This window comes from Microbacterium sp. MYb54, assembly GCF_002979515.1.
In the GTDB taxonomy this organism is placed as follows: domain Bacteria; phylum Actinomycetota; class Actinomycetes; order Actinomycetales; family Microbacteriaceae; genus Microbacterium.
Map to the genome: position 1 here is coordinate 58209 of NZ_PCPA01000005.1, position 23648 is coordinate 81856.

Annotated in this window: 27 protein-coding genes; 14 read left to right on the forward strand and 13 right to left on the reverse strand. The window is 69.1% G+C overall.

Going from position 1 to position 23648, the window contains the following annotated elements; translation table 11 throughout:
• Positions 1–22 precede the first annotated feature (22 nt).
• Both CQ040_RS07245 and CQ040_RS07250 read left to right on the forward strand, forming a co-directional pair.
• Positions 23–430 (forward strand): DUF6157 family protein, encoded by a 408-nt coding sequence (locus CQ040_RS07245; protein WP_105526285.1) that lies wholly within the window; start codon positions 23–25, stop codon positions 428–430.
• The gene (locus CQ040_RS07250; RefSeq protein ID WP_146113864.1) at positions 427–864 is read left to right on the forward strand and encodes a hypothetical protein; all 438 of its coding nucleotides are present in this window, start codon (positions 427–429) and stop codon (positions 862–864) included. The genes CQ040_RS07245 and CQ040_RS07250 overlap by 4 nt, the downstream gene beginning before the upstream one ends.
• Positions 865–882: 18 nt before the next feature.
• On the opposite strand, the gene CQ040_RS20635 is transcribed toward CQ040_RS07250, so the two are convergent.
• Positions 883–1053, reverse strand: a complete 171-nt coding sequence (locus CQ040_RS20635) for a hypothetical protein (protein ID WP_181156806.1) — start codon at positions 1051–1053, stop codon at positions 883–885.
• An 11-nt stretch (positions 1054–1064) separates the two neighbouring features.
• Between CQ040_RS20635 and CQ040_RS07255 the strand changes: the two genes are divergently transcribed.
• From CQ040_RS07255 to CQ040_RS07265, 3 genes are read left to right on the forward strand one after another with little or no spacing between them, the layout of a single operon-like run.
• Entirely contained in the window at positions 1065–1826 is a 762-nt protein-coding gene (locus CQ040_RS07255; protein WP_181156804.1) for a DUF998 domain-containing protein, read from the forward strand.
• 34 nt (positions 1827–1860) lie between these two features.
• Positions 1861–3132 carry a sensor histidine kinase gene (locus CQ040_RS07260; RefSeq protein WP_105526283.1) on the forward strand — a complete coding sequence of 424 codons (1272 nt, stop codon included), beginning with the start codon at positions 1861–1863 and terminating at the stop codon, positions 3130–3132.
• Positions 3129–3788, forward strand: a complete 660-nt coding sequence (locus tag CQ040_RS07265; RefSeq protein ID WP_105526282.1) for a response regulator transcription factor — start codon at positions 3129–3131, stop codon at positions 3786–3788. Before CQ040_RS07260 ends, CQ040_RS07265 begins: the two co-directional genes overlap by 4 nt.
• A 103-nt stretch (positions 3789–3891) precedes the next feature.
• Here the strand turns inward: CQ040_RS07265 and CQ040_RS07270 are convergent, their stop codons facing one another.
• From CQ040_RS07270 to CQ040_RS07290, 5 genes are all read right to left on the reverse strand, one after another.
• A complete protein-coding gene (locus CQ040_RS07270) occupies positions 3892–5505 on the reverse strand; it encodes an ABC-F family ATP-binding cassette domain-containing protein (RefSeq protein WP_105526281.1) in 1614 nt (537 codons plus the stop codon).
• A 261-nt stretch (positions 5506–5766) separates the two neighbouring features.
• Positions 5767–6540, reverse strand: coding sequence for an ABC transporter ATP-binding protein (locus CQ040_RS07275; RefSeq protein WP_105526280.1), 774 nt, complete (start codon positions 6538–6540; stop codon positions 5767–5769).
• Positions 6537–7586 (reverse strand): iron chelate uptake ABC transporter family permease subunit, encoded by a 1050-nt coding sequence (locus CQ040_RS07280; RefSeq protein WP_105526279.1) that lies wholly within the window; start codon positions 7584–7586, stop codon positions 6537–6539. The genes CQ040_RS07275 and CQ040_RS07280 overlap by 4 nt, the downstream gene beginning before the upstream one ends.
• Entirely contained in the window at positions 7583–8632 is a 1050-nt protein-coding gene (locus CQ040_RS07285; RefSeq protein WP_105526278.1) for an iron chelate uptake ABC transporter family permease subunit, read from the reverse strand. Before CQ040_RS07285 ends, CQ040_RS07280 begins: the two co-directional genes overlap by 4 nt.
• A 55-nt stretch (positions 8633–8687) precedes the next feature.
• A complete protein-coding gene (locus CQ040_RS07290; protein ID WP_105526277.1) occupies positions 8688–9431 on the reverse strand; it encodes an AraC family transcriptional regulator in 744 nt (247 codons plus the stop codon).
• Between the two features lie 156 nt (positions 9432–9587).
• On the opposite strand from CQ040_RS07290, the gene CQ040_RS07295 reads away from it, so the two are divergent.
• The 3 genes from CQ040_RS07295 to CQ040_RS07305 are packed head-to-tail and all read left to right on the forward strand — an operon-like array spanning position 9588 to position 12656.
• A complete protein-coding gene (locus CQ040_RS07295) occupies positions 9588–10580 on the forward strand; it encodes an ABC transporter substrate-binding protein (RefSeq protein ID WP_105526276.1) in 993 nt (330 codons plus the stop codon).
• Position 10581: 1 nt separating this feature from the next.
• The gene (locus CQ040_RS07300; RefSeq protein ID WP_105526275.1) at positions 10582–12339 is read left to right on the forward strand and encodes a siderophore-interacting protein; all 1758 of its coding nucleotides are present in this window, start codon (positions 10582–10584) and stop codon (positions 12337–12339) included.
• 53 nt (positions 12340–12392) lie between these two features.
• Positions 12393–12656 (forward strand): hypothetical protein, encoded by a 264-nt coding sequence (locus CQ040_RS07305; RefSeq protein WP_105526274.1) that lies wholly within the window; start codon positions 12393–12395, stop codon positions 12654–12656.
• On the opposite strand, the gene CQ040_RS07310 is transcribed toward CQ040_RS07305, so the two are convergent.
• Positions 12657–13313 (reverse strand): alpha/beta hydrolase, encoded by a 657-nt coding sequence (locus tag CQ040_RS07310; protein WP_258131240.1) that lies wholly within the window; start codon positions 13311–13313, stop codon positions 12657–12659.
• A 72-nt stretch (positions 13314–13385) separates the two neighbouring features.
• Between CQ040_RS07310 and CQ040_RS07315 the strand changes: the two genes are divergently transcribed.
• Entirely contained in the window at positions 13386–13991 is a 606-nt protein-coding gene (locus CQ040_RS07315) for an NUDIX hydrolase family protein (RefSeq protein WP_105526273.1), read from the forward strand.
• Positions 13992–14003: 12 nt separating this feature from the next.
• On the opposite strand, the gene CQ040_RS07320 is transcribed toward CQ040_RS07315, so the two are convergent.
• Positions 14004–15071: a low specificity L-threonine aldolase gene (locus CQ040_RS07320; RefSeq protein WP_105526272.1), complete on the reverse strand. Its 1068-nt coding sequence runs from the start codon at positions 15069–15071 to the stop codon at positions 14004–14006.
• A gap of 83 nt (positions 15072–15154) precedes the next feature.
• On the opposite strand from CQ040_RS07320, the gene CQ040_RS07325 reads away from it, so the two are divergent.
• Positions 15155–16609: an MFS transporter gene (locus CQ040_RS07325; protein ID WP_105526271.1), complete on the forward strand. Its 1455-nt coding sequence runs from the start codon at positions 15155–15157 to the stop codon at positions 16607–16609.
• Positions 16610–16636: 27 nt separating this feature from the next.
• Here the strand turns inward: CQ040_RS07325 and CQ040_RS07330 are convergent, their stop codons facing one another.
• Together CQ040_RS07330 and CQ040_RS07335 are read right to left on the reverse strand one after the other, a co-directional pair.
• Positions 16637–17296: an SDR family oxidoreductase gene (locus tag CQ040_RS07330; protein ID WP_105526270.1), complete on the reverse strand. Its 660-nt coding sequence runs from the start codon at positions 17294–17296 to the stop codon at positions 16637–16639.
• A 131-nt stretch (positions 17297–17427) separates the two neighbouring features.
• Positions 17428–18867, reverse strand: coding sequence for a DUF6421 family protein (locus CQ040_RS07335; protein WP_105526269.1), 1440 nt, complete (start codon positions 18865–18867; stop codon positions 17428–17430).
• Positions 18868–18939: 72 nt separating this feature from the next.
• Between CQ040_RS07335 and CQ040_RS07340 the strand changes: the two genes are divergently transcribed.
• Positions 18940–19398: an Lrp/AsnC family transcriptional regulator gene (locus tag CQ040_RS07340; RefSeq protein ID WP_028502529.1), complete on the forward strand. Its 459-nt coding sequence runs from the start codon at positions 18940–18942 to the stop codon at positions 19396–19398.
• A 15-nt stretch (positions 19399–19413) separates the two neighbouring features.
• On the opposite strand, the gene CQ040_RS07345 is transcribed toward CQ040_RS07340, so the two are convergent.
• Positions 19414–20439 (reverse strand): DUF5937 family protein, encoded by a 1026-nt coding sequence (locus CQ040_RS07345; RefSeq protein ID WP_105526268.1) that lies wholly within the window; start codon positions 20437–20439, stop codon positions 19414–19416.
• Positions 20440–20484: 45 nt separating this feature from the next.
• Between CQ040_RS07345 and CQ040_RS07350 the strand changes: the two genes are divergently transcribed.
• The 3 genes from CQ040_RS07350 to CQ040_RS07360 are packed head-to-tail and all read left to right on the forward strand — an operon-like array spanning position 20485 to position 22178.
• Positions 20485–20847, forward strand: coding sequence for a cupin domain-containing protein (locus tag CQ040_RS07350; protein ID WP_105526267.1), 363 nt, complete (start codon positions 20485–20487; stop codon positions 20845–20847).
• Between the two features lie 14 nt (positions 20848–20861).
• The gene (locus tag CQ040_RS07355; protein WP_105526266.1) at positions 20862–21152 is read left to right on the forward strand and encodes a DUF4287 domain-containing protein; all 291 of its coding nucleotides are present in this window, start codon (positions 20862–20864) and stop codon (positions 21150–21152) included.
• A gap of 51 nt (positions 21153–21203) precedes the next feature.
• Positions 21204–22178: a 1,4-dihydroxy-2-naphthoate polyprenyltransferase gene (locus CQ040_RS07360; protein ID WP_105526265.1), complete on the forward strand. Its 975-nt coding sequence runs from the start codon at positions 21204–21206 to the stop codon at positions 22176–22178.
• Positions 22179–22193: 15 nt separating this feature from the next.
• On the opposite strand, the gene CQ040_RS07365 is transcribed toward CQ040_RS07360, so the two are convergent.
• The gene (locus tag CQ040_RS07365) at positions 22194–22496 is read right to left on the reverse strand and encodes a DUF4229 domain-containing protein (protein ID WP_028502524.1); all 303 of its coding nucleotides are present in this window, start codon (positions 22494–22496) and stop codon (positions 22194–22196) included.
• Between the two features lie 9 nt (positions 22497–22505).
• Positions 22506–23423 (reverse strand): hypothetical protein, encoded by a 918-nt coding sequence (locus CQ040_RS07370; protein ID WP_105526264.1) that lies wholly within the window; start codon positions 23421–23423, stop codon positions 22506–22508.
• Positions 23424–23648: the final 225 nt, after the last annotated feature.

Sequence of the window (23648 nt, forward strand, 5' to 3'; positions counted from 1 at the left end):
ACGGGAGCGCGATGCTGGACGAATGGCGCACACCACGAACTACGTCGACACCTTCATCGAGGTCGCCGAGGACTGTCCGGCCGATCATGCGATGGAGCCGCCGGTCGCCGAGAAGCCGTCGATCGCGGCGACGCACTACCGTCTGATCGCCGAACAGCCCTACGCGCGTACCTCCGACGACGTGATCTTCGAGACATACGCGTTGCGCAACGGCATCGCGGTGGATGACGCCTCGGCCCGTGAGGCGTTCTTCTCGAAGGGGCAGCCGTGCCTGCGCTCCTCGCCGCTGGGCAAGCGCTACGGATGGGGCCTCCATCACGACGCGGAGGGCCGGGTCGCGCTGGTGCCTCGGGAGTCGGAGCAGTACGCGGCGCTCGCCGCAGACACCGAGGTCGCGCACACGAGGGCGATGCGGAGCCGACGGGCATGAGGGTGGAGGACGAGAGCGGTGGGTTGCCCGCTGAGGCAGACGACGCGGAGACGACCGTGGACGTGGACGTGGACGCGGAGGATGAAGATGACGACTTCGGTTGGGTGATCGTCACCCTGACCGTCTTCGCACCGGTGGCGATAGACAAGCTGTCGGCGTTCGAATGGACCGGAGAGGCGAAGGACGGCGTCCGATCGTACGGCCTCGGGACGATCAGGATCGACGAACCCGACACCGACCGACGGGTGCATGCACTCGACAGCGCCGTCTCGACCTTGCTCGACCTGTTGTCGGACGTGCCGCGCGAGGTGCTGTTCGACGAGGCGTCGTTCGTGCGGCTGTTCATGACGTTCGGACGCGGTGCGCAGACCCTCTTGCCCGCGCTCATCCAGAAGATCGCCGCCGTCAACGCGACCGTCTGGATCGACACCTGACTTCGCGCGCGTTCCCGGTCACCAGGGGAGGAGCAGGAGGCCGAAAGCGAGCGCGGCGGCGCCCAGCAGGCCGAAGACCATGACGGCGTTCGGGTAGGAGTCGACCGGGGAAAGGGGTGTCGTACTCAGGTACGACGCCCCTTCGCAGTGGGCACTTCGGGCCGACGCGACGGGGATGCTCCCGCTCATACCGTCTCCATATGCCCACCGAAAACACCGCCTCTCACCCTGCCGGAACCACTCTTCGCGTCATCGCCTCGATCGGCGGGAGCGTGCTCGTCGCCGTAGCGCTGACCATCATCTGGGTCGCCCGGCTGAGCATCGACCGGGTCCTGTACGTGAGTGGTCTCGGGGCCGACGGGGAACCCACCGCAGGGTGGTTCGAGCTCGCGCTCCTGCTCCTCGTCGCCGGGGGCTTCGCGGTGGCCTGGGCTGCGCGCGGACTGCGCTCGACGGTGCCGTGGCTGAGCGTCTGGACACCCTCGTTCTCGGTGGCGATGGCGTCTGCGCTGTTCCTCGTGGCCTCGCAGGTCACCTGCACGACCGGATGCCCGCTGCCGGTCGGTCCGGCGTTCACCTGGCAGGACCTGGTGCATACGACGGTCGCGGTGCTCGCCTTCGCCCTGGCCGCGTTCGCGATGCTCCAGGTGTCGTTCGTCGAAGGACGGCGGACGCTGCGGGTCCTCTCGCTGGGCGCCGGCATCTCCACCGCAGTGATCGCTGCGGCCGGTGGCATCCTGTCCCTTTTGCAGTTCCGCACCGACATCGGCAGCATCTTCGAGCTCGTCGCCACCACCATCGGCATGGGCTGGCTCGCGATCCTCGGAATGGACACGGCGGTCGCGCAGCGGCGGCGCCGGGTGCGGAGGGAGTCGTGGAAGCCGGCACCGCAGGCCGCCGATCTTCACCGGAGCACCTCGCGCAGCCCGGTGACGGGTTCGCTCGTCGCCGTCTCCCGCTGAGGGAACCGCGAAGTGCGGTGCGTAGAGTCGTCATATGCGAGAGTCAGCGCCCGTCGCCGACGGGGGGATCCGTGCGGTGGATCTGCCACGGCCACCCGGAGTGGTGCGGCGTTTCTGGGGGAGTCATCCCTGGCTCGTCGACGGGCTACTCGCGACCGTGTATCTCCTCCTGAGCGCGTTCTGGGCGGTGGTCACCCCGCTGTCGTCCGGAGTCTGGTCGCCCCTCGCACCCATCGTGATCCCGCTGATCCTCGCCGTCGTCGGTGCGATCGGTCTGCTCGTGCGGCGACAGCGGCCCTGGCTCACCTTCGGGGTGTTCGCCGTCATCGCGGTGGTCGCTCTCGCGACGGACACCCTCGCGGAGCCCTTCGGCATCGCACTGGCGCTCTATGCGCTCTTCGTCTACCGCTCGAACCGCAGCGGGTGGCTCGCCTTCGGCGTGACCGTAGCGGCAGGCATCCTCATCCTCCCGGCGCTGGACTGGCTGCGCCGCGGCGACCCGGACAGCGCGCTCACCTCGGTGCCGGGCAGTCTGCTCTTCCTCGTCGTGATGCTGATCGCGGCGTTGCTCGGAGTCACCGTGGGTGACCGGCGCCGGTACATCGGGGCGATCCTCGACCGGGCCAACCAGCTCGCGCGCGAACGCGACCAGCAGGCGCGCATCGCGACCCTCGCCGAGCGTGCCAGGATCACCCGCGAGATCCACGACGTCGTGGCGCACAGCGTGTCGGTCATGGTGTCGCTCGCGGATGGCGCGAGCGCGCTCGCCGAGAAGGATCCGCAGCGCTCGAAGAGTGCCATCCAGGAGATCGGCGAGGTCGGGCGGCAATCGCTCGTCGAGATGCGACAGCTGCTCGGCGCTCTCGGCGATGACAGCGACGACGGTGAGGAGCAGAGCCCGCTGCGCCCCAACCCCGGGCTGAGCGAGCTGACCGCACTGGTCGAGACCTTTCGCACGGCCGGGCTGCCGGTCACGGTGCGCACGGACGGGACGGCGCCCTCCTCGCCCGCGCTGCAGAACACGATCCATCGGATCGTGCAGGAGTCGCTCACGAATGCCCTGCGCTACGCGAAGGATCCGCGCGAGGTGCTCGTGAAGCTCGACTTCCGCGGTGACGTCCTCGTGATCGAAGTCACCGACGACGGGCGGCAGGGACCACCCGCACCGTCGGTCGGTTCGGGTCGCGGCCTCGTCGGTGTGCGGGAGCGGGCGCGACTGGCGGGTGGGACAGTGGAGGCAGGACCGCTGGCGGAGGGCGGATGGCGCGTGCGGGTGCAGATCCCCGAACAGGAGGAACAGGGATGACCGAGGAACGCATCAGGGTGCTCATCGTCGATGACCACGAGCTGATCCGGCGCGGCATGCGGATGGTGCTCGACGCCGAAGACGACATCCAGGTGGTGGGCGAGGCGGTGTCGGGGGCCGAGGCCGTGCATCTGGCGGATGACCTGCGTCCGGATGTGGTCCTGATGGACATCCGGATGCCGGAGATGGACGGCATCGAGGCCACCAGGCGCATCGTCAGGGGCACACCGACGAGCCGCGTCCTGGTGCTGACGACCTTCGACCTCGACGAGTACGCGTTCGGGAGCCTTCGCGCCGGGGCGAGCGGGTTCCTTCTGAAGAACACGCCGCCTGCGCAGCTGACCACCGCGATCCGGGCGATCGCCGCCGGCGACGCCCTCGTCTCGCCGCGCGTCACCCGGTCGATGCTCGACCTCTTCGCCACTCGCCTGCCCCGACAGTCCGAGACCGACGATTCGCGGCTGAGCGTGCTGACCGAGCGGGAGCGCGACGTGTTCCTCGCCATCGCCAAGGGCTACAACAACACCGAGATCGGCGAGAGCCTGTACGTGTCGGAGTCGACCGTGAAGACCCACGTCGGACGCATCCTCATGAAACTCGACCTGCGCGACCGCGTGCAGGCCGTCATCCTCGCCTACGAGGCCGGGTTGGTCTGACGCCGCTGGTGTGACGTGGCTGGTGTGATGGCGCCGGCGCGGTGACGAGTCCGGGTGCCGAGGAGATCGCTCCCCGGCACCCGGCATCGTCGCTCCATCGACCTCACTGCTCCAGCGAGACCTCCTGAAGCGCACCTTCGGCGTCGATCTCGAGCGTCAGATCGAGGTCGAGCCGCCGCAGGAAAGCATCGTCGTGACTCACGATGAGCACGGCGCCCCGGTAGGCGCGGAGGGCTTCGACGAGCTGGCCGACCGTGTCGAGGTCGAGGTTGTTCGTCGGCTCGTCGAGCACCACGAGATGTGGCGCCGGGTCGGCGAGCAGCAGCTTCGCCAGAGCGACGCGGAAGCGCTCGCCACCGGAGAGGGCCGCGACCGGTCGCTCCGCGGTGGCCCCTCGGATCAGGAACCGGGCGAGGCGGTTGCGCAGCTCCTTCTCCGGCACGTGCGGTGCCGCGGCGGCGATGTTCTCGAACACCGTGCGCTGCTCGTCGAGGCCGTCGATCCGCTGCGGCAGGTAGCCGATCAGGTCGGTGTGGGCCTCGGCATGCAGCGCACCCCCGGCCGGAGCACCTCCCCCGACCAGCCGCTCCAGAAGCGTGGTCTTGCCCGCACCGTTCCGGCCGATCAGAGCGACGCGCTCCGGTCCCTGGATCACCCAGGCCCGCTCCTCATCGCCGATCGTCGCGATCCGGCGGCTGCGAGACACCAGTGGATCCGGCAGCTCGATCTTCATCGAGGCGTCGGAGCGCACGCGGCGTCCTGCCTCGTCGAGGACCGAACGTGCGGCATCCTCCTTCGCTCCGACCTCGGTGCGGAGCTTGCCCGCCGACACCTCGGCGGCCATCTTGCGGCCGTGGGCGACGATCTTCGGGACGCGCTTCTCGACTTCCGCCTTCTTCGCGGTGCGTGTGCGGTGGGCGAGCTTCACCTCGGCTTCGATCCGCTGGCGCTTCTCCTTGCGAAGCGCCTGGGCGGCTGTGACCTCGGCCTGCCTCGCAGCATCCTGCTCGGTGTCCAACCAGGCACGCCATTGCGAATACGGGCCGCCGAACACGCTCAGCGTCTGCGCGTAGAGCTCGGCGGTGTCGTCCATCAGCTCGAGCAGCGACAGGTCGTGACTCACGACGATGAGCGTGCCCTTCCAGGCGCGCACCATCGCCGCGAGCTTCGCCCTGGCGTCGCGATCGAGGTTGTTGGTCGGCTCGTCGAGGAGCGTGATCGGCGCACGGCGCAGGCGGATGCCGGCGATCGCGACGAGCACCGACTCTCCGCCCGAAAGCTCGCCCACCCTGCGGTCGAGGAACTCCGGGTCGAGGCCGGCTTCGGCGAGTGACGCCTCGGCGCGCGCCTCGATGTCCCAGTCGTCGCCGACCGTGTCGAAGTGGGCGGGGTCGACGTCGCCCGCGGTGATCGCCCGCACGGCGTCGAGCGCCGCGGACACACCGAGGAGGTCTGCGACCCGACGGTCGACGTCGAGTGTCAGCTGCTGCGGCAGGTACGCGACCTCACCGGATGTCACGACGAAGCCGGAAGACGGTTCGAGTTCGCCGGCCATCAGTCGCAACAGCGTGGACTTGCCCGCGCCGTTGCGTCCGACGAGGCCCGTGCGCCCGGAACCGAACGCTCCGGAGACGCCGTCGAGGGCTACCGTGCCGTCCGGCCAGGTGAAGGTGAGGTGGTCGAGGGTGACCGATGCATGAAGGGTGGGGTTTGACATGAGTGTCTCCTGTCGAGTGCGAAGGGTGCACTGAAACCGGACCTCTGCCAGGCCTCGACGGGACGCAGAGAACGTCGCGAGAGGGGGAGGTCTGCCGTGGAGTCGGCGATCGTCGGGTCAGCGCGCGGAAAGAGGAGCGCGGAGGCGACGGATCAGATCAAAGGACTTCCAGACACGGCGGACAGGACTCCCCGACGATACCCGGGCGTGTCGGCTTCTCGCAACCCCGGGCGTGTCGGTCCGGGTTTCAGCAGAAGGGGTTCAGCGGCCGGGCAGCACGACGGGGGCACCCGTGTCGGGGTCGGCGATCACCCGCGCCTCGAGGTCGAACAGCTCGGTGAGCAGTGGCGCGTCGACGATGTCGCGAGGATCGCCCTCGGCGACGATGCGCCCGCCTTTCATCGCGATCAGGTGCGAGGCGTAGCGGGCGGCCTGGTTGATGTCGTGCAGAACGACGACGACGGTCCGCCCTTCCCGATGCAGACGCGTGACCAGTTCGAGCACCTCGATCTGGTGGCCGATGTCGAGAAAGGTCGTCGGCTCGTCCAACAGCAGGATCGGGGTCTCCTGGGCCAGCGCCATCGCGATCCAGGCGCGCTGGCGCTGCCCGCCGGAGAGCTCGTCGACGTTGCGTTCCGCGAGGTCGGTGACGTTCGTGGCGGCCATCGCCTCGGCGACCGCACGCTCGTCCTCCGTCGACCAGCTGGAGAGCACGCTCTGATGGGGGTAGCGGCCGCGACCGACAAGGTCGGCCACGGTGATGCCCTCCGGGGCGAGCGGACTCTGGGGGAGCAGACCCATCCGCCGCGCCACCTCCTTGGTGGACAACCGAGTGATGTCGCCGCCGTCGAGGAGCACGCGCCCTCCTGTGGCCGGCAGCAGCCGGGCGAGGGCGCGCAGCAGAGTCGACTTTCCGCAGGCGTTCGGGCCCACGATCACGGTGAGCTCCCCATCGGGGATGTGCACGTCGAGGCCGTCGAGTACGCCCCGCCCGCCGTAGCCCACGCGCAGCGCTTCGGTTGCCAGTCGTGTCATCGTCGTCCTCCTCCGGTGAAGCGCCTGCTCTCGCGCATGAGCAGCGCGAGCAGATAGATCCCGCCGATGCAGATGGTCACCGCGCCGGTCGGCAGTGTGACGTCGGGGATCGCATGCTGGGCGATCACATCTGCGACGAGCAGCAGTACCGACCCGGTCAGTGCTGCTCCGACGAGATCGACCGAGGTGCCTCGTCCGGTCAACCGCTGCCCGATCTGCGGGGCGGCGAGAGCCACGAAGGCGATCGGCCCTGCGGCGGCGGTGACCGCTGCGACCGCTGCGACGCCGAGCAGCATGAGCATGCCTCTGGTGCGTTCGAGCGGGATGCCGAGCATGGCCGCGGCGTCGTCGCCGAGCTCGAGTCGTCGCATCCGCCGCTGCGCTGCCGGTGCGCACAGCAGCACGGCGACGATGGCGATCGCGGCGAATCCGAGCGTGGTCCAGTCGACTGCTGCAAGGGAGCCGGCACCCCACACGGCCGCGCGAAGGGCGAGGTCGACATCGGCCCTGGTACTGAACCACGTGTTGAGTGAGTTCAGGAGCGCGCCCATCGCGATACCGACGATGATGAGGCGGAAGCCCTGCATGCCTCGCCGGAACGCCAGCACGTAGACGAGCGCTGCCGTCAGCACACCGCCGACCAGAGCGCCGGCGGCATAGGCGGCATACCCGGTCGCACCGGTCAGCATCATCAGGATCACGCCGGTGTACGACCCGGTGCTGAAGCCGATCACGTCGGGGCTCCCCAGAGGGTTGCGGGTGAGGGACTGGAAGATGCTGCCCGCGATGCCGAGAGCGGCGCCGAACAGCAGTGCCGCGATGACGCGGGGCGCCCGCCACTCGATGACGACCTTGCGCACTGCGCCGTCGGTCCGGCCGAGGAACGAGCCGATCACCTCTCCTGCGCTCACGCCGTAGCTGCCGAGGGTCATCGCCCACACCGCCACGCAGAGGGCGACCGCGACGAGCGCGGCGCAGACCAGGAGCATCCGCCGGGTGGTGCGCATCGAGAGCGGGCCGGCGCGGAAGACGAGCACCGCGCTCACAGTGCCTTCGCCTTCCGGCCGCGGACCAGGGCGATGAGCACCGGGGCGCCGATCAGCGGCAGCACCACCCCGACCTGCAGCTCGGCGGGGATCACGACGATGCGGCCGAGGATGTCGGCACTGAGCACCAGCGCCGGTGCGAGCACCGCCGAGTAGAGCGTGATCCAGATCCAGTCCGGGCCCGTGATCCAGCGCACGGCGTGGGGGATGACGAGACCGACGAAGACGAGTGGACCGGCGGCGGCCGTCGCGGCTCCGCACAGCAGGGCGACCGCCAGCACGACCCCCACCCGTGTCGCGCCGAGCCGCACCCCCACGGCCCTGGCGGTGTCTTCGCCCAGGGCGAGGGCATTGAGCGGACGCACGCAGAAAGCGGCGATCAGGAGTCCGAGCGCGAGGGGTACGAGGATTGCGTCGATCGTGCCGGCCGGGCGGTCGGCGAGCGTTCCCGCGCCCCAGAAGCGCATCCGGTCGAAGGTCTCGGTGTCGATGAGTGCGAGCGTGTGTGAGAACCCGGTGAGCACGGCGGCGAAGGCCACTCCGACGAGGGTCAGTCGAACCGGAGATCCCGATCCGCGACCGGCACCCGCCGCGAGGTATACGAGCGCGGACGCCGCGATGGCACCGACGAAGGCGAACGGCAGGTACTGGTCGATCCGGGTGATCCCGAGGAAGGCCACGGCCAGTGTGACCGCGAAGCCCGCCCCGGCGTTCACCCCCAGGATGCCGGGGTCGGCCAAGGGGTTGCGGGTGAGGGCCTGGATGAGCGCACCGGAGATGCCCAGCGCGACGCCCACCAGGATGCCGAGCACCGTGCGATCGACGCGCGCGCTGGTGACCGTGACCTGACTCACCGATCCGTCCGGGGCGACGAAGGCCTGCCAGACCACATCGAGGGGCAGCGCGGCTGACCCCACGACCACACTGAGCACGCAGAGCGAAGCGAGCAGGACCAGGGAGACGATCAGCCCGAAGACACGACGCCGGGTGCGCGTCTGCCGAACGCCGGCGTCGGAGGCCGGTGCGGTGCGCGTGGCGGTGGTCATGGGGCTCCTCTGGACGCCGAAACGCTAACAGCTTCCGACGGTCGCTCCGCGCGGTTCAGGACTGTGCGAGGGCAGCGCGGGGGTCGGCTGTCAGACGGTCGGCCGTGATCCCGGTCTCCCTGCTGAGGGCCTTCACGAGCCCTGCCCTGGTGCCGAACCCGGAGAGCCGCGCGGCCGTGGCCAGGTCGCCGCCGCCGACCAGATGGGCGACGGCTGCGTTCATTCGAGTCCGTCCGCGCCAGCGGGAGAACGACCAGCCGGTCTCGGCGACGAAGATGCGCTGCACCTGGCGCGCGCTCATCCGATGGCGGGCGGCCAACTCCTCGAGGGGGAGCGGGAGGCGCAGGGCATCCTTCGCGAGCCGGCGAGCGGCCGGATGTTCGGGGTAGACGACCGGGAAGTAAGGTCGCGATACGGCATGCAGAACACGGGCGATCGCCCGACGGAACGGCAGGATCTGCTCGTCGGTGCTGGGCGCCGCCACGAGAGCTGTGGTCATGACGTCGACGAGCGCGGGCACCACTCCGAGAACGCGCACGCGCACCGAAGGGGCGGCCTCGTCCTCCAGGATGGGACCGAGGACCGTCCCGCCCTCGCGAATGCGCACGGCGTGCGGGACGTGCGGCTGCATCCATACCGCTTCGTGTCGGCGCAGGGGGATGTCGACGCCGTCGACGGTCAGCACCGCCGAGCCGGTCACGACGTAGACGACGTGGGGTTCGTCGTGCTCGTGGGTGTCGTGTCCGAGGAAGCGGATCGAGTTCTCCGGGACGGTGCCGGCGAGAGCGGTGGATCGCACGCTGTTCTCCTCCGAGACATGTCGTATCCGTCAGCGTCGATGTCGCATGCGTCACGGATCGACCGGTTAGTGAGAATAGCCTTACCTTACCCGAGCAGCGCCCGTCCGCCGCGTGCCCGTCGGGTCATCCCGCATCCGTCGATCCCCGAGGTCTCCATGTCCAGATCCATCCGTCTCCTCGCTGCGCTCCCCGTGGTCGCCCTGTTCGCACTGGCATCGTGCGCCACCGATCCCGCCCCCGAATCGGGTGCAGGTGCATCCGGCGACGCCACGACCCGCGTCGTCACCACCGAACAGGGCGAGGTCACCATCCCCGCCGACCCGCAGAAGGTCGTCGTGCTGAATCACGCCCTCGCCGGCTACCTGTATGACCTCGACGTGCCGGTGGCGGCCCTCACCTCCGCGGACTTCGGCTATGAGGCGTCGTTCTCGGACTTCTGGGCGGAAGACGCCGAGAAGCAGGGCACCGAGTTCATCACATGGAGTGCTGACGGGTTCGACCTCGAGGCGATCCTCGCTCTCGAGCCCGACCTGATCATCGGCGGTGGAATCGGTTTCCCGCTGTTCCTCGCCACCGATGCCTATGACGACCTGAGTGACATCGCCCCCACCGTTCTCGTCAGCGGCGACAAGGGGACCTGGCAGGACCAGTACTCATTCCTCGCCGACGACGTCTTCGACAAGGGCGAGGTCTATGACGAGGCGCTCGCCGCCTACGAGGACCGCGTGGCCGAGGTCGCCGCGAACATCACGGTGCCGACCGCTCCGTCCGCATTCCTGTCGATCCTTCCCGACGGCACGGTGTACGTCGCCCGCGAGGACATGGGGCTTCCCGTGGTGTTCGACGCCGTCGGCATCGAGTCCGCGCCGATCTTCGCCGAGGGCGACTACGAGCCGTACACCCCCGGTGGCGACTCCTTCGAGCTGTCGACCGAGCAGGTGGGGCAGGTCATCACGCAGCCCACGGTCTTCATCACCGGCTTCAACACCGACATCGGCGACATCGACACGTTGTCGGAGAACCCGGTCCTCGCCGCGCTCCCGGCGTTCCAGAGCGGCTCCGCCCACGTGCTGCCCTACTGGGTGGCCCGTGGTGACTACGACGAGTCGCTCGCTCTGCTCGGCATCATCGAGGAGCTGTTCGGCTGAGATGGCACAGCGCGCATTCACTTCGCATCCGCTGGTCGTGCGCCGCGTGACGGTGCGCCGCATCGAGGAGATCACCCCTCGAATGCGGCGCATCGTCGTCGGCGGGGAGGCGCTCGGGGAGACCGTCGTCGACGGGCACACTCACCGGACCTTCGCCGCTCCCGGCTTCGACGACCACATCAAGCTGATCTTCGCCTCAGACGACGATCTGGAATCGGCGCTGCCCATCCAGTTGCCGCACGGCATCGAGTGGACGGCCGCCGAGAACCGGCTCGCCCGCGACTACACGCCGCGCTGGGTGGATGCCGCAGCCGGGGAGATGGCGCTCGACTTCGTGCTGCACGGCGACGGACCCGCCGCGACGTGGGCGCAGTCGGCCGCACCCGGTGACGACCTGTGCTTCGTCGGACCGAAGTCGTCGCTGCGGTTGCCGCAGGAGCTCGACTGGATCGTGCTGATCGCCGATGAGACCGGCCTGCCGGCGGTGGGGCGGTTCCTCGACGAACGCCCGACCGACGCCGTCGCGCACGTGCTCGTGGTGGTCGAGGAGGAGACCGCTCAGCAGGAGCTGAACCTGCGGGAGGGCGACACCGTGACCTGGGCGACCGCACCGGCCGGCGACGCGGCTGCTCTGGAAGCGGCCGTGCGAGCCCTCGTGCTTCCGGAGGATGGCGCGGGCTACGCATGGGCGGCGGCGGAGAGCCGCGCGCTGCTGCCGGTGAGGCGCTACCTGCAACGTGAGCGGGGGCTCGCGAAGGAGCGCATCAACATCACGGGCTACTGGCACGCCGAGACCGTCTCCGAGGGAGCCGATGCGGCGGAGCACGCGCTGCCACCCGTGTCCGAACCGGCATCGCCCGTGCCATGGCTCGTCGTGCGAGCGGCCGTGCGGCTCGGCATCGTGGATGCTCTCGCCGAGGGTCCGCTGTCGGTGCGGGATCTGGCGGCCAGGCTCGGGGTGGCTGCCCGGTCGATCGAGGCCCTGCGCGGCCTCCTCGCCTCCGCGGAAGTGGTCATCGGGGATGCCGAGTCGCTCGCTCTCGGCCGTTTCGGTGAGGACCTTCTCGAGGAGCATCATCGCGAGGAGTTCGATGGTCTCGAGGCGGAGGCCGTGCTGGCGCTGCGTGATCTCGACCACGCGCTGCGGGACGGCGTCTCTCCGTGGGAGCGAGCGAACGGCGCGACGCTCGCGACGCAGGCGCAATCGGATGCTGCGCACGTCGAGGAACTCATCGAGGATGCGGGCCGGCTCGCCTACCTGCTCGACGGGTTCGTGGCGGACCCGATGTGGCAGGACGTCTCCAGCCTGCTCGTCGTCGGCCCTGGCGCCCCCGCGGTTCTCGGCGCCTTCGAGGACGGTGGACGCGGCGGCATCGGTGTCGCCCTGCACGAGCACGGGCGGGTGCGCGACGCCGTCGTCGAGGCGGTGGGGCAGGATCCGTCCGCCGGGTGGACCGGTCGACTGGTCGACGTCGCGGTGCTCGCTCTTGCTCTCGCGCACCGGACGGATGCCGAGGCCGTCGATCTCCTCGACGAGCTCGCGCCGCACGCGGCACGCGTGATCCTCCTCGAATCGAGCAGGCCGGACGCACTCAGCCCGGGCGTCGAGGAGCAGCAGGTCATCGGCTTCGCCATGACCGGTGCGCCGTTCCGCTCCAGCGAGGCGCTGGGAGAGCTCGCAGCCGCCGCGGGCTGGACGACGGAGCAGGTGCAGCCCCTCGGCTGGGGGATCGAGGCGACCTTCCTGGTCCGCGCCTGAGCGTCCGTCGCGTGGGGGATGCCGTCACGCCGACGGGTCCGTACCGTGGAGGCATGGCAGACCAGAATCCGAGTCCACAGGAGTCGCGTGCCCGCATGGGAATGGGCGTCGGTCTCGCCCTCGGTGTGGCGATCGGCGTCTCACTCGGCACCGCGATGCAGAACTGGGCACTCGGACTGGGCATCGGAGTGGCGATCGGCGTCGCGTTCTCCGTGGCTTTCACGGGCTCGGGCAGAGGCTCGCGCCCGAGTGGCGAAGACGACGAAGAAGACGCCGGTGAGGGATCCGCCGGAGACGAGGATCCTCCGCAGCGCTGATCAGCTCGCGGCGATGCCGTCGATCCACTTCGTGAGGAACCGGTTCACGTCGGTCAGTTCCTCTTCGGAGATGCTGTGCGTGAGTCCCGTGTACACCCGACCCGACAGCTCCGAGTGCGCGGGCAGCCACTGGGCAGTGTGATCGATCAACGCGGGCGGGATGACGTCGTCGTGCGTGCCTCGTCCCCAGAACACGTGTGGGCGCAGCTCGGCCAGCTCCTCATCGTGCGGCAGTTCGCCCGGCGCTGCGTAGCCGCTCAGGACCGCCACGGCGCCGAAGCGCTCCGGGGCGAGGCGGAGAGCCTGCAGCGACACGGCTGCGCCTTGCGAGAAGCCCAGCAGGGCGACCGAGGGGGCATCTCCCGCTGCGATGTCGAGCCATCGCAAGAAGGCCTCCGCGGCGGTGGTCACGGCCTCGGCGCTGCGCCCGTCGAGTCCTTCGATCGGGTACCAGGACCGGCCGGGCATCGGCCACGGCGGGGCGAGGGGAGCAGCGACGGACGCCACCGCGATTCCCGCAGGAAGGTAGGGGACGAGTCCGAACAGGTCGTGCTCGTCGGCGCCGTACCCGTGCAGCAGCACCAGCAGCGGCATCCGCCCGCGCTCGGGGGTCGACCATCTGGTCGCGGTGTCGTCGATCGTCAGGTTCTCACTCACACCGTCATCCTGCCAGGGACGACAGACGTGCACGCGGTGTCGGTTCGCAGGGGCGGCTGGTAGAAAGGACACATGGCGGTCCGCACACCTGATCCTGATCCGGAGCCCGACGACGATGGTCTCGGTGACTTCCCGGACGCGAACCGTCCCGTACCCGATGCGAACCCGGGCTGGCTGAGCGAGTTCGAGCTCGAAGAAGCCCGACGCCGGCTGCCGATGCTCTACGTCGAGGCGATTCCGGTGCGCACCGACGGCTCAGGTCAGGTGACCGAGATCGGCATCCTGCTGCGTTCCACGCCGATGGGCGAGATGACCCGCACGATCGTCTCCGGCCGCGTCCGCTTCGGCGAGACCGTCCGTGATGCCCTCTTCCGGCACGTCGAGAACGACCTCGGTCCGATGGCGTTCCCGCTGATGCCACCTCAGCCGCTGCCGTTCACGGTGGCCGAGTACTTCCCGATGCCCGGTGTGAGCGCGTTCCACGACGATCGGCAGCACGCCGTGTCGCTGGCCTTCGTCGTGCCGGTGACCGGTACGTGCGAGCCGCGTCAGGACGCGCTGGAGGTCACCTGGTTCTCACCGGAGGCCGCGGGTTCCGATGCGGTCGCTGCCGAGATGGAGAACGGCCGCGGCACGCTCATCCGTCAGGCTCTCGCGAGCCTCGGCCTCCTGCGCTGACCGCGCTGCGCCTCAGCCCCTGGTGAGGCGGGAGAGCTCGGCGACGAATGCGTCGACGTCGGCTTCCTCGGTGTCGAACCCGCACATCCAGCGCACTTCCTTGCGGGCGGCATCCCAGTCGTAGAAGCGGAACGAGTCGCGCAGTTGGTCGGCGACGCCGTCAGGCAGCGTCGCGAACACGCCGTTGGACTGCGTGGGCTGGGTGAAGCCGACGCCCTGGATCGATCCGTCGGCGATGCCGGCCTCGATCGCCGACCGCAGGCGCACGGCCATCGCGTTCGCGTGCTGGGCGTTGCGCAGCCAGAGGTCGCCCTCGAGCAGTGCGATCAGCTGTGCCGAGACGAAGCGCATCTTCGACGAGAGCTGCATGTTGAACTTGCGCGAGTACTTCAGGCCGTCGGCGGCTTCGGGGTTCAGCACGACGATCGCCTCGCCGAGCATCGCGCCGTTCTTGGTGCCGCCGAAGGTGAGCACGTCGACGCCGGCGTCGCGGGTGAAGGCCCGCAGCGGCAGGTCGAGGGCGGCGGCCGCGTTCGAGATGCGCGCCCCGTCGAGGTGCAGCTTCATACCGCGCTCGTGCACGTGGTCGGCGATCGTGCGGATCTCGTCGGCTGTGTACAGAGTGCCGAGCTCGGTGGTCTGCGTGATCGAGACGACCAGCGGCTGTGCGCGGTGCTCGTCTCCCCAGCCCCAGGCCTCGCGGTCGATGAGATCGGGGGTGAGCTTGCCGTCGTCGGTGGGGACCGTGAGCAGCTTGAAGCCGCCGATCTTCTCCGGGGCCGCAGCCTCGTCGACATTGATGTGGGCGGTGGATGCCGCGATCACCGCACCCCAGCGCGGCAGCATCGACTGCAGGCCGGTCACGTTCGCGCCGGTGCCGTTGAACACCGGGAACGCCTCCACGCCTTCGCCGAAGTGCGCCCGGAACACCTCCTGCAGGCGGGCGGTGTACGCATCCTCGCCGTAGGCGCTCTGGTGACCCCCGTTCGCCGCGACGATCGCTGCGAGGATCTCGGGGTGGATACCGGAGTAGTTGTCACTGGCGAAGCCCCGGATCGCGGGGTCATGCTGGATGCTCACCTCCCCAGCCTAATTGTCCGGGCGCCGCTCTCGGTGCGGGGAGGGGGTTCCGGATGTCGGAGCCCGGTCCTACCCTCGATGGCATGGAGCGCACCGCAGCGAAGACGGCCTTCGCCAACGTTCTCGTCAACACTCTCATCGCGAACGTGACGACGAGCTTCCTCTGGTTCGCGCTCACATTCTGGGTTTACATCGAGACGCAGTCGGTGCTCGCCACCGGCATCATCGGCGGGGCCTACATGCTGTTCGTCGCGTTCTTCGCGATGGCCTTCGGCACGATCGTCGACCGCAATCGCAAGCACACTGTCATGGTGCTCTCGAGCGTCATCTCGGCGGTCGCCTTCCTCATCGCCGGGGTCCTCTATCTCTGGCAGCCCGAGGCTGCGCTCCTCGACCTCGGCGGGCCCTGGTTCTGGGTGTTCTCGGGCATCATCCTGTTCGGCGGCGTGATCGAGCAGCTGCGCAACATCGCCCTCTCCACCACGGTCACCCTGCTCGTGCCTGCAGACAAGCGCGCGAACGCCAACGGCCTCGTCGGCACGGTGCAGGGCATCGCATTCCTCGTCACGAGCGTGTTCTCGGGCCTCTCGATCGGGTTCCTCGGCATGGGGTGGACCCTTGCGATAGCGATCGCGGCCATGGCGCTCACCTTCGCGCACCTGCTGTTCGTGCGCATCCCCGAAGGCACTCCCGAGCCCGACCCGAACGCGTCGAGCGCTCTCGACTTCCGTGGCAGCGTGCGGGCGATCCGGCTCGCGCCCGGGCTGTTCGCCCTGATCATCTTCTCGACGTTCAACAACCTCATCGGCGGCGTCTACATGGCGCTCATGGACCCTTACGGGCTGACGCTCTTCAACGCGCAGACCTGGGGCTTCGCACTCGCGTTCGCCTCGACCGGCTTCCTGATCGGTGGAGGGCTGGTGGCGAAGTTCGGGCTCGGCCCCAAGCCCATGCGCACGATGCTGCTCGTGGTCATCGCGATGGGGCTGCTCGGCTCGGTGTTCATGCTGCGCGAGTGGTGGCCGCTGTACGTGGTCGGCATGTGGATCTACATGGCGCTGGTGCCGCCGGTCGAGGCTGCGGAGCAGACCGTGATCCAGAAGGTCGTGCCCTTCCAGCGGCAGGGCCGGGTGTTCGGTGTGGCCGCTGCGATGGAGGCGGCGGCAGCCCCGCTCACCGCTTTCCTGATCGCGCCGATCGCCGAGTTCCTGATCATCCCCTACATGAAGACCGCTCAGGGGCAGCAGCAGTGGGGGTGGCTGCTCGGCGAGGGGGAGGCGCGAGGAATCGCGCTCATCTGCCTGTTCGCCGGACTCATCATGGTCGTCGCCGCGACGTTGGCGTTCTTCACCCGCTCCTATCGCAAGCTCACCGAGCTGTACGCCGAAGCTCCGGAGCAGCAGATCGATCACGGTGAGGAGGGCGCCGGCGAGCAGGCGCTCGACGGCGCTGTCGACCCCCGCGAAGACGAGGTGGTCGAAACCAGGCACGCTGAGGCCCCGCCGGTCATCCCGGGGGTGCCGCCCGAATCTCGGTGACGGTCGAATCTCGGTGACGGTCGGCGGTCAACCCAGGTCGATCACCCGGTCGTTGAGTTCGGCGGCGTCCTCGTCCCACAGCGCGATGATCCGTGCAGCGAGGGCGTCGGGATCGAGTGCTTTGGCGCGGAGCACGACGGATGCCGCGCGCAGCGGCTCTCCGGCATCCCGTGCGGCTTTGGCATAGCCCTGGGCGACCGCCCTGGCCCAGGCCTCGCTCGCAGCTTTGACCGCGGCGTAGTTCGCTCCACCAGCGAGGGGACGTGCGACGGCGGTCGATGAGACGATCGCGAAGCGTCCGGCATCGGAGGCGCGCAGAGCGCCGTCGAACGCCCGGCTCGTGGCGCGAACGGCTTCGAGCGCCGGCAGCAGCGCGGCGAAGTCCTCATCTGACTGTCCGGCAAGGCCTCCGCCTCCACGCCAGCCGCCGACCAGCGGCACCACCGCGTCGACAGGGCCGATGCGCGTGGCCAGAGCGGTCATCTCGTCGAGAGATGTCGCGTCGGCGACCTCGATCTGCGCCCCGGCGTCCGACAGCTCCTGCAGGCGCTCAGCCGAGCGTCCGGTGGCGATGACGCGGGCGTTCGCGGCGACCAGGGCGCGTGTCACGGCGAGGCCGGCCGTGCTGGTCGCTCCGGCGAGGACGACGGTGCGCCCCGAAGCATGCGAGTCGGTGTGTTCAGCCATGTCATCCACTCTTCCGGATCGGAGGGGCTTCTGCGGCCGGAACCTGCGGAGAGATCCGCAGAACAGGTTCCGGCCGCAGTGCGGTGCGCCCCAGCGTCACACTCGGAACGCGCGCTGTGCGCGCGTGGTCATCAGTCGTCCGTGCCGCGGATGCCGACGGTCGATTCGATGACCGGCTTCATCTTCTTGTCGAGGGTCTCGAAGAACATCGACAGCGGGAACTCGTCATCCATCACGGCGTCCGTGTAGCCCTTCGGCGCGCCGGCGAGGATCTCGTCGGACAGGCCCCGGGCCCACTGCGATGCCGGGTGCGGGGTGAGGGTGCCGCGGACGAGCTCGTAGGCGGCGAGCCAGTGCGCGACCTTGGGGCGGTCGATCGAGTGCCAGTACAGGTCGTCGATCGCATCTCCCAGAGCCACCACGGCGTCCGGCACGTTGTCCCAGTCGAACGCGAGGGCGGTGTCGGTCCAGTGCAGCACGCCGCGCTGGTGGAGCCAGGCGAACAGCAGCTGTCCGCCGACCGCGTCGTAGTTGCGCGTGCGGGTGCCCGTGATCGAGAAGCGGAAGATGCGGTCGAAGATCACTGCGTACTGCACGAGGTGCGCGTAGTCGTGCGTCTCCTGCTCGATCTCGGTGAGCTCTTCGCCGGCCTCGATGCGCGCTGCGAGGGCACGCTCGATCTTCACCGACTCGCGGAACGCCGTCATGTCGCAGCGCATCTCCTCCAGCGAGTAGAGGAAGAACGGCATCCGCTGCTTGATCATGAACGGATCGAACGGCAGATCGCCGCGCATGTGCGTGCGGTCGTGGATGATGTCCCACATGACGAAGGTCTTCTCGGCCATCTGCTGATCGTCGAGCATCGCGGCTGCGCGCTCCGGCAAGTCGAGGTTGGTGATCTCGGCGGCGGCACGGGTCACTCGGCGGTACCGGGCGGCCTCGCGGTCCTGGAAGATCGCGCCCCACGTGAAGGACGGGATCTCGCGCATCGCGACGGTCTCGGGGAACAGCACGGCCGAGTTCGTGTCGTAGCCGGGCGTGAAGTCGACCAGACGCAGCGAGACGAACAGCTTGTTGCCGTAGTCGCCTGCTTCGAGTGCCGCGATGAACTCCGGCCAGATCGTCTCGACGATCAGCGCCTCGACCAGGCGCTCGCTCGAACCGTTCTGCGTATACATCGGGAAGACCACGAGGTGGCGGATGCCGTCGACGCGGTGCTGCTGCGGCTGGAAGGCCATCAGCGAGTCGAGGAAGTCCGGTACGCCGAAGTCCGAGGCGGCCCAGCGGTCGAAGTCGACCACCGAGGCGGCGAGGTACTCGGCGTCGTGCGGGAAGGCGGGGGCGAGCGCGCGGATCGCGGCAGTTATCGCACCGACGAGCGCGCGCGCGGCGGAGTGGTGCGCGGCATCCGGGATCGAGCCGTCTTTGATCTGCATCTCGCGGATCGCGATCGCCGCGTCTTTGAGCTGCGCCCAGGCGGCGGACTGCTCGGCGATCGATGCGTCCTCGACGACCTCGGGTTCGCCGACGATGGCCTGGACAGCGGAACTGTTGGCGGAAAGAAGGGACATCGGGACCTCCGATCGGAGAGTTTGACGGAAAGATTCCGGCATATACGGAATCCTGACGATAATCTTACAGCTATGGATGACTCTGTCGACCGCGCGATCCTGACCGCGATCTCCCGTGACGGCCGCGCCACGCTCTCTCAGCTGTCGGATGCCGTCGGTCTGTCGGTGTCGGCGGTGCAGTCGCGTCTGCGCCGGCTGGAGACGAGGGGCGTCATCTCCGGGTATCAGGCGATCCTCGACCCCGAGCAGGTGGGCACCCCGCTCTCGGCCTTCATCGAGATCACCCCGCTCGACCCGGCCCAGCCCGACAACGCCCCCGAGCTGCTCGAGCACCTCGACGCGATCGAGGCCTGCCACTCCATCGCCGGCGACGCGAGTTACATGCTCTTCGTCCGCGTCGCTTCTCCGCGTGCGCTCGAGGCGCTCGTGCGCGACGTGCGTCTCGCCGCGAACGTCAGCACCCGCACGACCGTGGTGCTGCAGACCTACTACGAGCACCGGCCGATCATCCCCGTGGCTGCGGTCGAGTAGCTTCCCGCCCTACCGTCAGAGGACAGCGCCGACCATCGCCTCGCCCAGCGGGGTGCGCAGGTGCAGCATCCTGGTGCCTTTGCGTTCGCTGTCGATCAGCCCGGCCCCTCGCAGCACCCCGAGATGATGCGACGCCGTGGACACGGCGATGCCCGCGTCGTGCGCGACCTGCGACGTCGTGCGTGCGGTGCCGGCGCGGAGCAGGATGCCGGCGCGGGCAGGTCCCAGCAGTGCGCCGAGAGCGTCGGCGATGGCGGTGGCATCACGGGCCCAGCCTGCGGTGACCCCGCGGGCCGGATAGAAGAGTGTCGGCTGCGCCGGTGGCTCGGTGAGCACCATGCAGCCCCACGACGACATCACGGAGGGGACCAGCACCAGTCCGCTGCCGCGGCAGTCGACCTGTTCGCTGTGGCGGCGCAGCGAGACGCGGACGGCGCCCTCGCTCCAGGTCACCTGGCGATGCAGGTCGCCGGCCATTCCCGCGATGCCCGTGCTCGCGATCATGCGGGCGCGGACCGCGATGTCGGCACGCAGCAGACGATCGAGCTGCGGCCACACCGGGTCGAGCACCGCGTCCCACACCGCAGCCCAGGCGTCGGCGATCATCTCGCGGGCGCGCTCCGGGTGATCCTGCATCTCGCGCAGCGCCCGTTGTCGGGCTCCGGTCGAACGCAGGATCATCTTCCCCAGGTCGACCCGCATCGGTTCGAGGCGTGCGCCCCGCAGCTCGTCGAGCTCGGTCTCGGGTGTCAGATCCCATCGAGGCGCGGTCGTGAGGAAGTCGGGCAGATAGCCGTCGTCACCGATCACGGTCGCGAGCAGGGCGAAGTGCTCTCGGGGCAGGCGGTCTCGCACGGCGCGCAGCCATCCCCATTGCAGTGGATGCGCAGTCGGTCGTCGCAGCACCCGCACGGCGTGCGCCAGCTCGTGGCCCGGGGAGATGCCGAACCGCACCGCCTCGACGTCGCCCGGGCTCAGATGGAACTCGACGCGATGGTCAGGGTGCTCGACACCCTCGATCGGGCTGGACTTTCGATCCACATCGAAACTCTAGGGACTGCACGCGAGGCTGTCGAGACTGGAGCCATGAACAGCACATCGCCCGCCTTCGGGGTCGTCGCCGGCGCTGACATCCGCATCGGCACTGGCCGTAGCCGCAGATTCGTCGGGGCCGAGCACGGTGCCGCGGTCTCGTACTTCTTCGTCGAGAACCAGCCGGGGGAAGGCCCGGGGCTGCACTGGCATCCCTATCCTGAGACCTGGGTCGTGATCGAAGGCGTTGCCTCCATCACCGTGGGCGAGGAGACTTTCGTCGCCGGAGCGGGAGACACCGCCACCGGCCCCGCGTTCATCCCGCACCGCTTCACCAACGTGGGTGACGGGGTCCTCAAGATCATCGGCATCCACGCCTCCGCCACCATCATCCAGACGTTCCTCGACGAGGACTGAGCACCAGGAGCACCATGTCCTTCCAGGCATACCTCGACAACATCGAGACCAAGACCGGCCTCACCCCGCGGCAGTTCATCGAGCTCGCCACCGAGAAGGGGTTCGACCAGACGACCAAGGCGACGCCCATCGTCGCGTGGCTCAAGGAGGACTACCAGCTGGGGCAGGGACACGCGATGGCACTAGTGCACGTGATCACGAAGGGACCGCAGATCAGCGACAAGCACGTCGGCAAGGGCGGAGCGCACGGCGACCCGTCCGACACGCTCTGGCTCGACGGCAAGGACAGCAACCCGAACCCCTGATCGTCGGTCTCGCTGAGGTCGGGCATCGCCGCGGCCAGTAGGATTCCCTGCGTGGCAGCATCCTCCCAGCGCAAGAAGAAGACCCAGAGCGCGAAGCGCACCCCGGCCCGTACCAGCGGCAACCCGGCGAGGCGTCCGGTCGTCGAAGCGGGCCCGGCGACGGCCGGCGACTGGATCGGGGCCGCGCGTCTGCGCACCCTGCCGCTCGCGATCGCACCGGTCATCATCGGCACGGGAGCCGCGCGCAGCACCGGCCCCGAGTTCCACTGGGTCATCGCGCTCGCCTGCCTCGCCGTCGCGGTGCTGCTGCAGATCGGCGTGAACTTCACCAACGACTACAGCGACGGCGTCCGCGGTACCGACGCGCACCGCGTGGGACCCGCACGCCTCACGGCATCTGGTCGCGTGAACCCGCGCACCGTACTCGTGATCGGACTGGTCTTCTTCGCGCTCGCCGCGCTCGTGGGGCTCGCGATCGTGGTGCGCACCGGACAGTGGTGGATGCTCGCCGTCGGCGCCGCGTGCATCGTCGCCGCCTGGTTCTACACCGGAGGCAAGCGGCCCTACGGCTACTACGGCCTCGGCGAGGTCTTCGTGTTCGTGTTCTTCGGACTCGTCGCCACGCTCGGCACCACGTGGGTGCAGATCTTCGCCTTGCCGCAGCAGGCCTGGCTCGGTGCGATCGCCGCCGGCCTCTTCGCCTGCGCCGTGCTGCTCGCCAACAATCTTCGCGACATCGACCAGGACCGCGAGGTCGGCAAGCGCACACTGACCGTGCTGATCGGGCGCAGAGCCACCCAGGTGCTGTTCACGCTGTTCGTGCTCGCGCCGTTCGGCATCGCCGCATTCCTGGCGCTGGCGTTCCCGATCGCCTGGATCTCACTGCTGGCGCTGCTCGCGGGGCTTCCGGCCATCGCGATCGTCTGGTCCTACCGCCAGCCGAAGGAACTGGTGACCGCGCTCGCGCTCACGTCACTGACGTCGCTGCTGTATGCGGGCGCCCTGTTCTGGGCGTTCGTGGCCTGACCGGGTCTGACGCGCTCAGGCCTTGGGGTCGCCGTCGACGGACTCGGACGCGTCGTCTACCGCCTGGTCTTCGGCATCGGCGTCGGCCTGACCGGCGGATGAGCGGCTCTCGCGGCGCTCCTGCAACCGGGCGGAGGCGTCGGTGAGGGGCGTGCGCAGGAACAGCATCGAGATGCTCATGCCGATGAGGGCGGCGAAGATCGCGGCGAGCCACCAGAACTCACGGAAGATCGGGAAGATCCAGAGGATGGCGAGCGGGACGAGGAACGCCAGCAGCCGCAGCACGGTGTAGACGAGGAAAGGCGCGGGCTTCTTCACTCCTCCAGTCTACGTTCGCCGCGGAGGGCCACCGTCGCGGATGCCGAGACGGGCGAAGGGGATGCCGCGGACGACGCGTCGCCAGGGGTGCTCGCCGAGGGACCAGAGCAGCTCGGCATCGGGGTCGAGCGCCAGATCTTCGCACCCGACCGGGAGCGGGATGCCATCCTTTTCCAGGGTTGTGCGTCCGCCGCTCCAGAGCGTGCCAGGACGCAGATGATCGGACTGCGACACGAAGTAGCGATCACCCCAGCGGACGGCTCCCTGCATGCTCGCGATGTCGGGAGAGAAGCGGTCGACCTCGACGAAATCGTCGTCGTCGCCTGCGGGGATCGAGAACTCGCCGATCCGACCGCTCCCGTCGGGGCGGTGCTCGCCGATGAGCACTCGGTGGAGGGGGTCGCCGTCGCCGTCGAACACTCGCCCGAGATACGAGCAGCGCAGGGCGATCGGGTGCACGCGGGTGCGCACGGCGACGAGGGCTGTGGTGCGACGGCCGCGACCGCTCCCGCCCGCGAGTCGCTGGGCCAGTGCGCCGCGCACCTCTCGGATGTCGGAGAGATCGAACTCCCAGATGCCGCGGCCGGTCGCTGCGGCGAACAGCCGGTCGCCGAACCAGGCGAGACCGCCGGCGTGGATCGTGGCCGGCTGCAGCTCGTCGGAATCATCGGCGACTGCGAGGAGGACGTCGAGATGGCGGGAGCGCTCCAGGTCGATGAGCGTCACGCGCGAGGCGAGGTGCACTCCGGAGAGCTCCTGGCGGAACCAGCTCACTGCGAGGGTGCGTCGTCCGCGCCACTCGCCCAGGTCGATGCCCTGCGGATACCAGCGTCTGGTCCAGGTGCGGGCGCTGAGCCACCGCAGGTCCACGGTGTCACGACGCTTCTGCCGCACCGGGCGCCAGGTCGATCCGAAGGGCCAGAGCATGCTCCCATCGTCGTCGATGAACAGCGAAGGGGCGAACCGGAATCCTGATCGTCGACGGCGGACTCGGCGTACTCGCAGGCTCCGTCATGCTGGCATGTATCATGTTACTGTGGCGTCGCGTTCATCTCTGGGGAGTGAGCGCGACGACGAAAAACGTCTCGGGGTCGGCTGATGGGGGTCAGCAGGCCACGTGGCAGGCGGGGTCGTATCTGCGATCTCGCGTCC

Bases quoted from the DNA above. Each gene is read 5' to 3' on its own strand.
- CQ040_RS07245 (WP_105526285.1), top strand. From the start codon at position 23: ATGGCGCACACCACGAACTACGTCGACACCTTCATCGAGGTCGCCGAG.
- CQ040_RS07250 (WP_146113864.1), top strand. From the start codon at position 427: ATGAGGGTGGAGGACGAGAGCGGTGGGTTGCCCGCTGAGGCAGACGAC.
- CQ040_RS20635 (WP_181156806.1), bottom strand. From the start codon at position 1,053: ATGAGCGGGAGCATCCCCGTCGCGTCGGCCCGAAGTGCCCACTGCGAA.
- CQ040_RS07255 (WP_181156804.1), top strand. From the start codon at position 1,065: ATGCCCACCGAAAACACCGCCTCTCACCCTGCCGGAACCACTCTTCGC.
- CQ040_RS07260 (WP_105526283.1), top strand. From the start codon at position 1,861: ATGCGAGAGTCAGCGCCCGTCGCCGACGGGGGGATCCGTGCGGTGGAT.
- CQ040_RS07265 (WP_105526282.1), top strand. From the start codon at position 3,129: ATGACCGAGGAACGCATCAGGGTGCTCATCGTCGATGACCACGAGCTG.
- CQ040_RS07270 (WP_105526281.1), bottom strand. From the start codon at position 5,505: ATGTCAAACCCCACCCTTCATGCATCGGTCACCCTCGACCACCTCACC.
- CQ040_RS07275 (WP_105526280.1), bottom strand. From the start codon at position 6,540: ATGACACGACTGGCAACCGAAGCGCTGCGCGTGGGCTACGGCGGGCGG.
- CQ040_RS07285 (WP_105526278.1), bottom strand. From the start codon at position 8,632: ATGACCACCGCCACGCGCACCGCACCGGCCTCCGACGCCGGCGTTCGG.
- CQ040_RS07295 (WP_105526276.1), top strand. From the start codon at position 9,588: ATGTCCAGATCCATCCGTCTCCTCGCTGCGCTCCCCGTGGTCGCCCTG.
- CQ040_RS07300 (WP_105526275.1), top strand. From the start codon at position 10,582: ATGGCACAGCGCGCATTCACTTCGCATCCGCTGGTCGTGCGCCGCGTG.
- CQ040_RS07305 (WP_105526274.1), top strand. From the start codon at position 12,393: ATGGCAGACCAGAATCCGAGTCCACAGGAGTCGCGTGCCCGCATGGGA.
- CQ040_RS07315 (WP_105526273.1), top strand. From the start codon at position 13,386: ATGGCGGTCCGCACACCTGATCCTGATCCGGAGCCCGACGACGATGGT.
- CQ040_RS07325 (WP_105526271.1), top strand. From the start codon at position 15,155: ATGGAGCGCACCGCAGCGAAGACGGCCTTCGCCAACGTTCTCGTCAAC.
- CQ040_RS07330 (WP_105526270.1), bottom strand. From the start codon at position 17,296: ATGGCTGAACACACCGACTCGCATGCTTCGGGGCGCACCGTCGTCCTC.
- CQ040_RS07335 (WP_105526269.1), bottom strand. From the start codon at position 18,867: ATGTCCCTTCTTTCCGCCAACAGTTCCGCTGTCCAGGCCATCGTCGGC.
- CQ040_RS07340 (WP_028502529.1), top strand. From the start codon at position 18,940: ATGGATGACTCTGTCGACCGCGCGATCCTGACCGCGATCTCCCGTGAC.
- CQ040_RS07350 (WP_105526267.1), top strand. From the start codon at position 20,485: ATGAACAGCACATCGCCCGCCTTCGGGGTCGTCGCCGGCGCTGACATC.
- CQ040_RS07355 (WP_105526266.1), top strand. From the start codon at position 20,862: ATGTCCTTCCAGGCATACCTCGACAACATCGAGACCAAGACCGGCCTC.
- CQ040_RS07370 (WP_105526264.1), bottom strand. From the start codon at position 23,423: ATGCTCTGGCCCTTCGGATCGACCTGGCGCCCGGTGCGGCAGAAGCGT.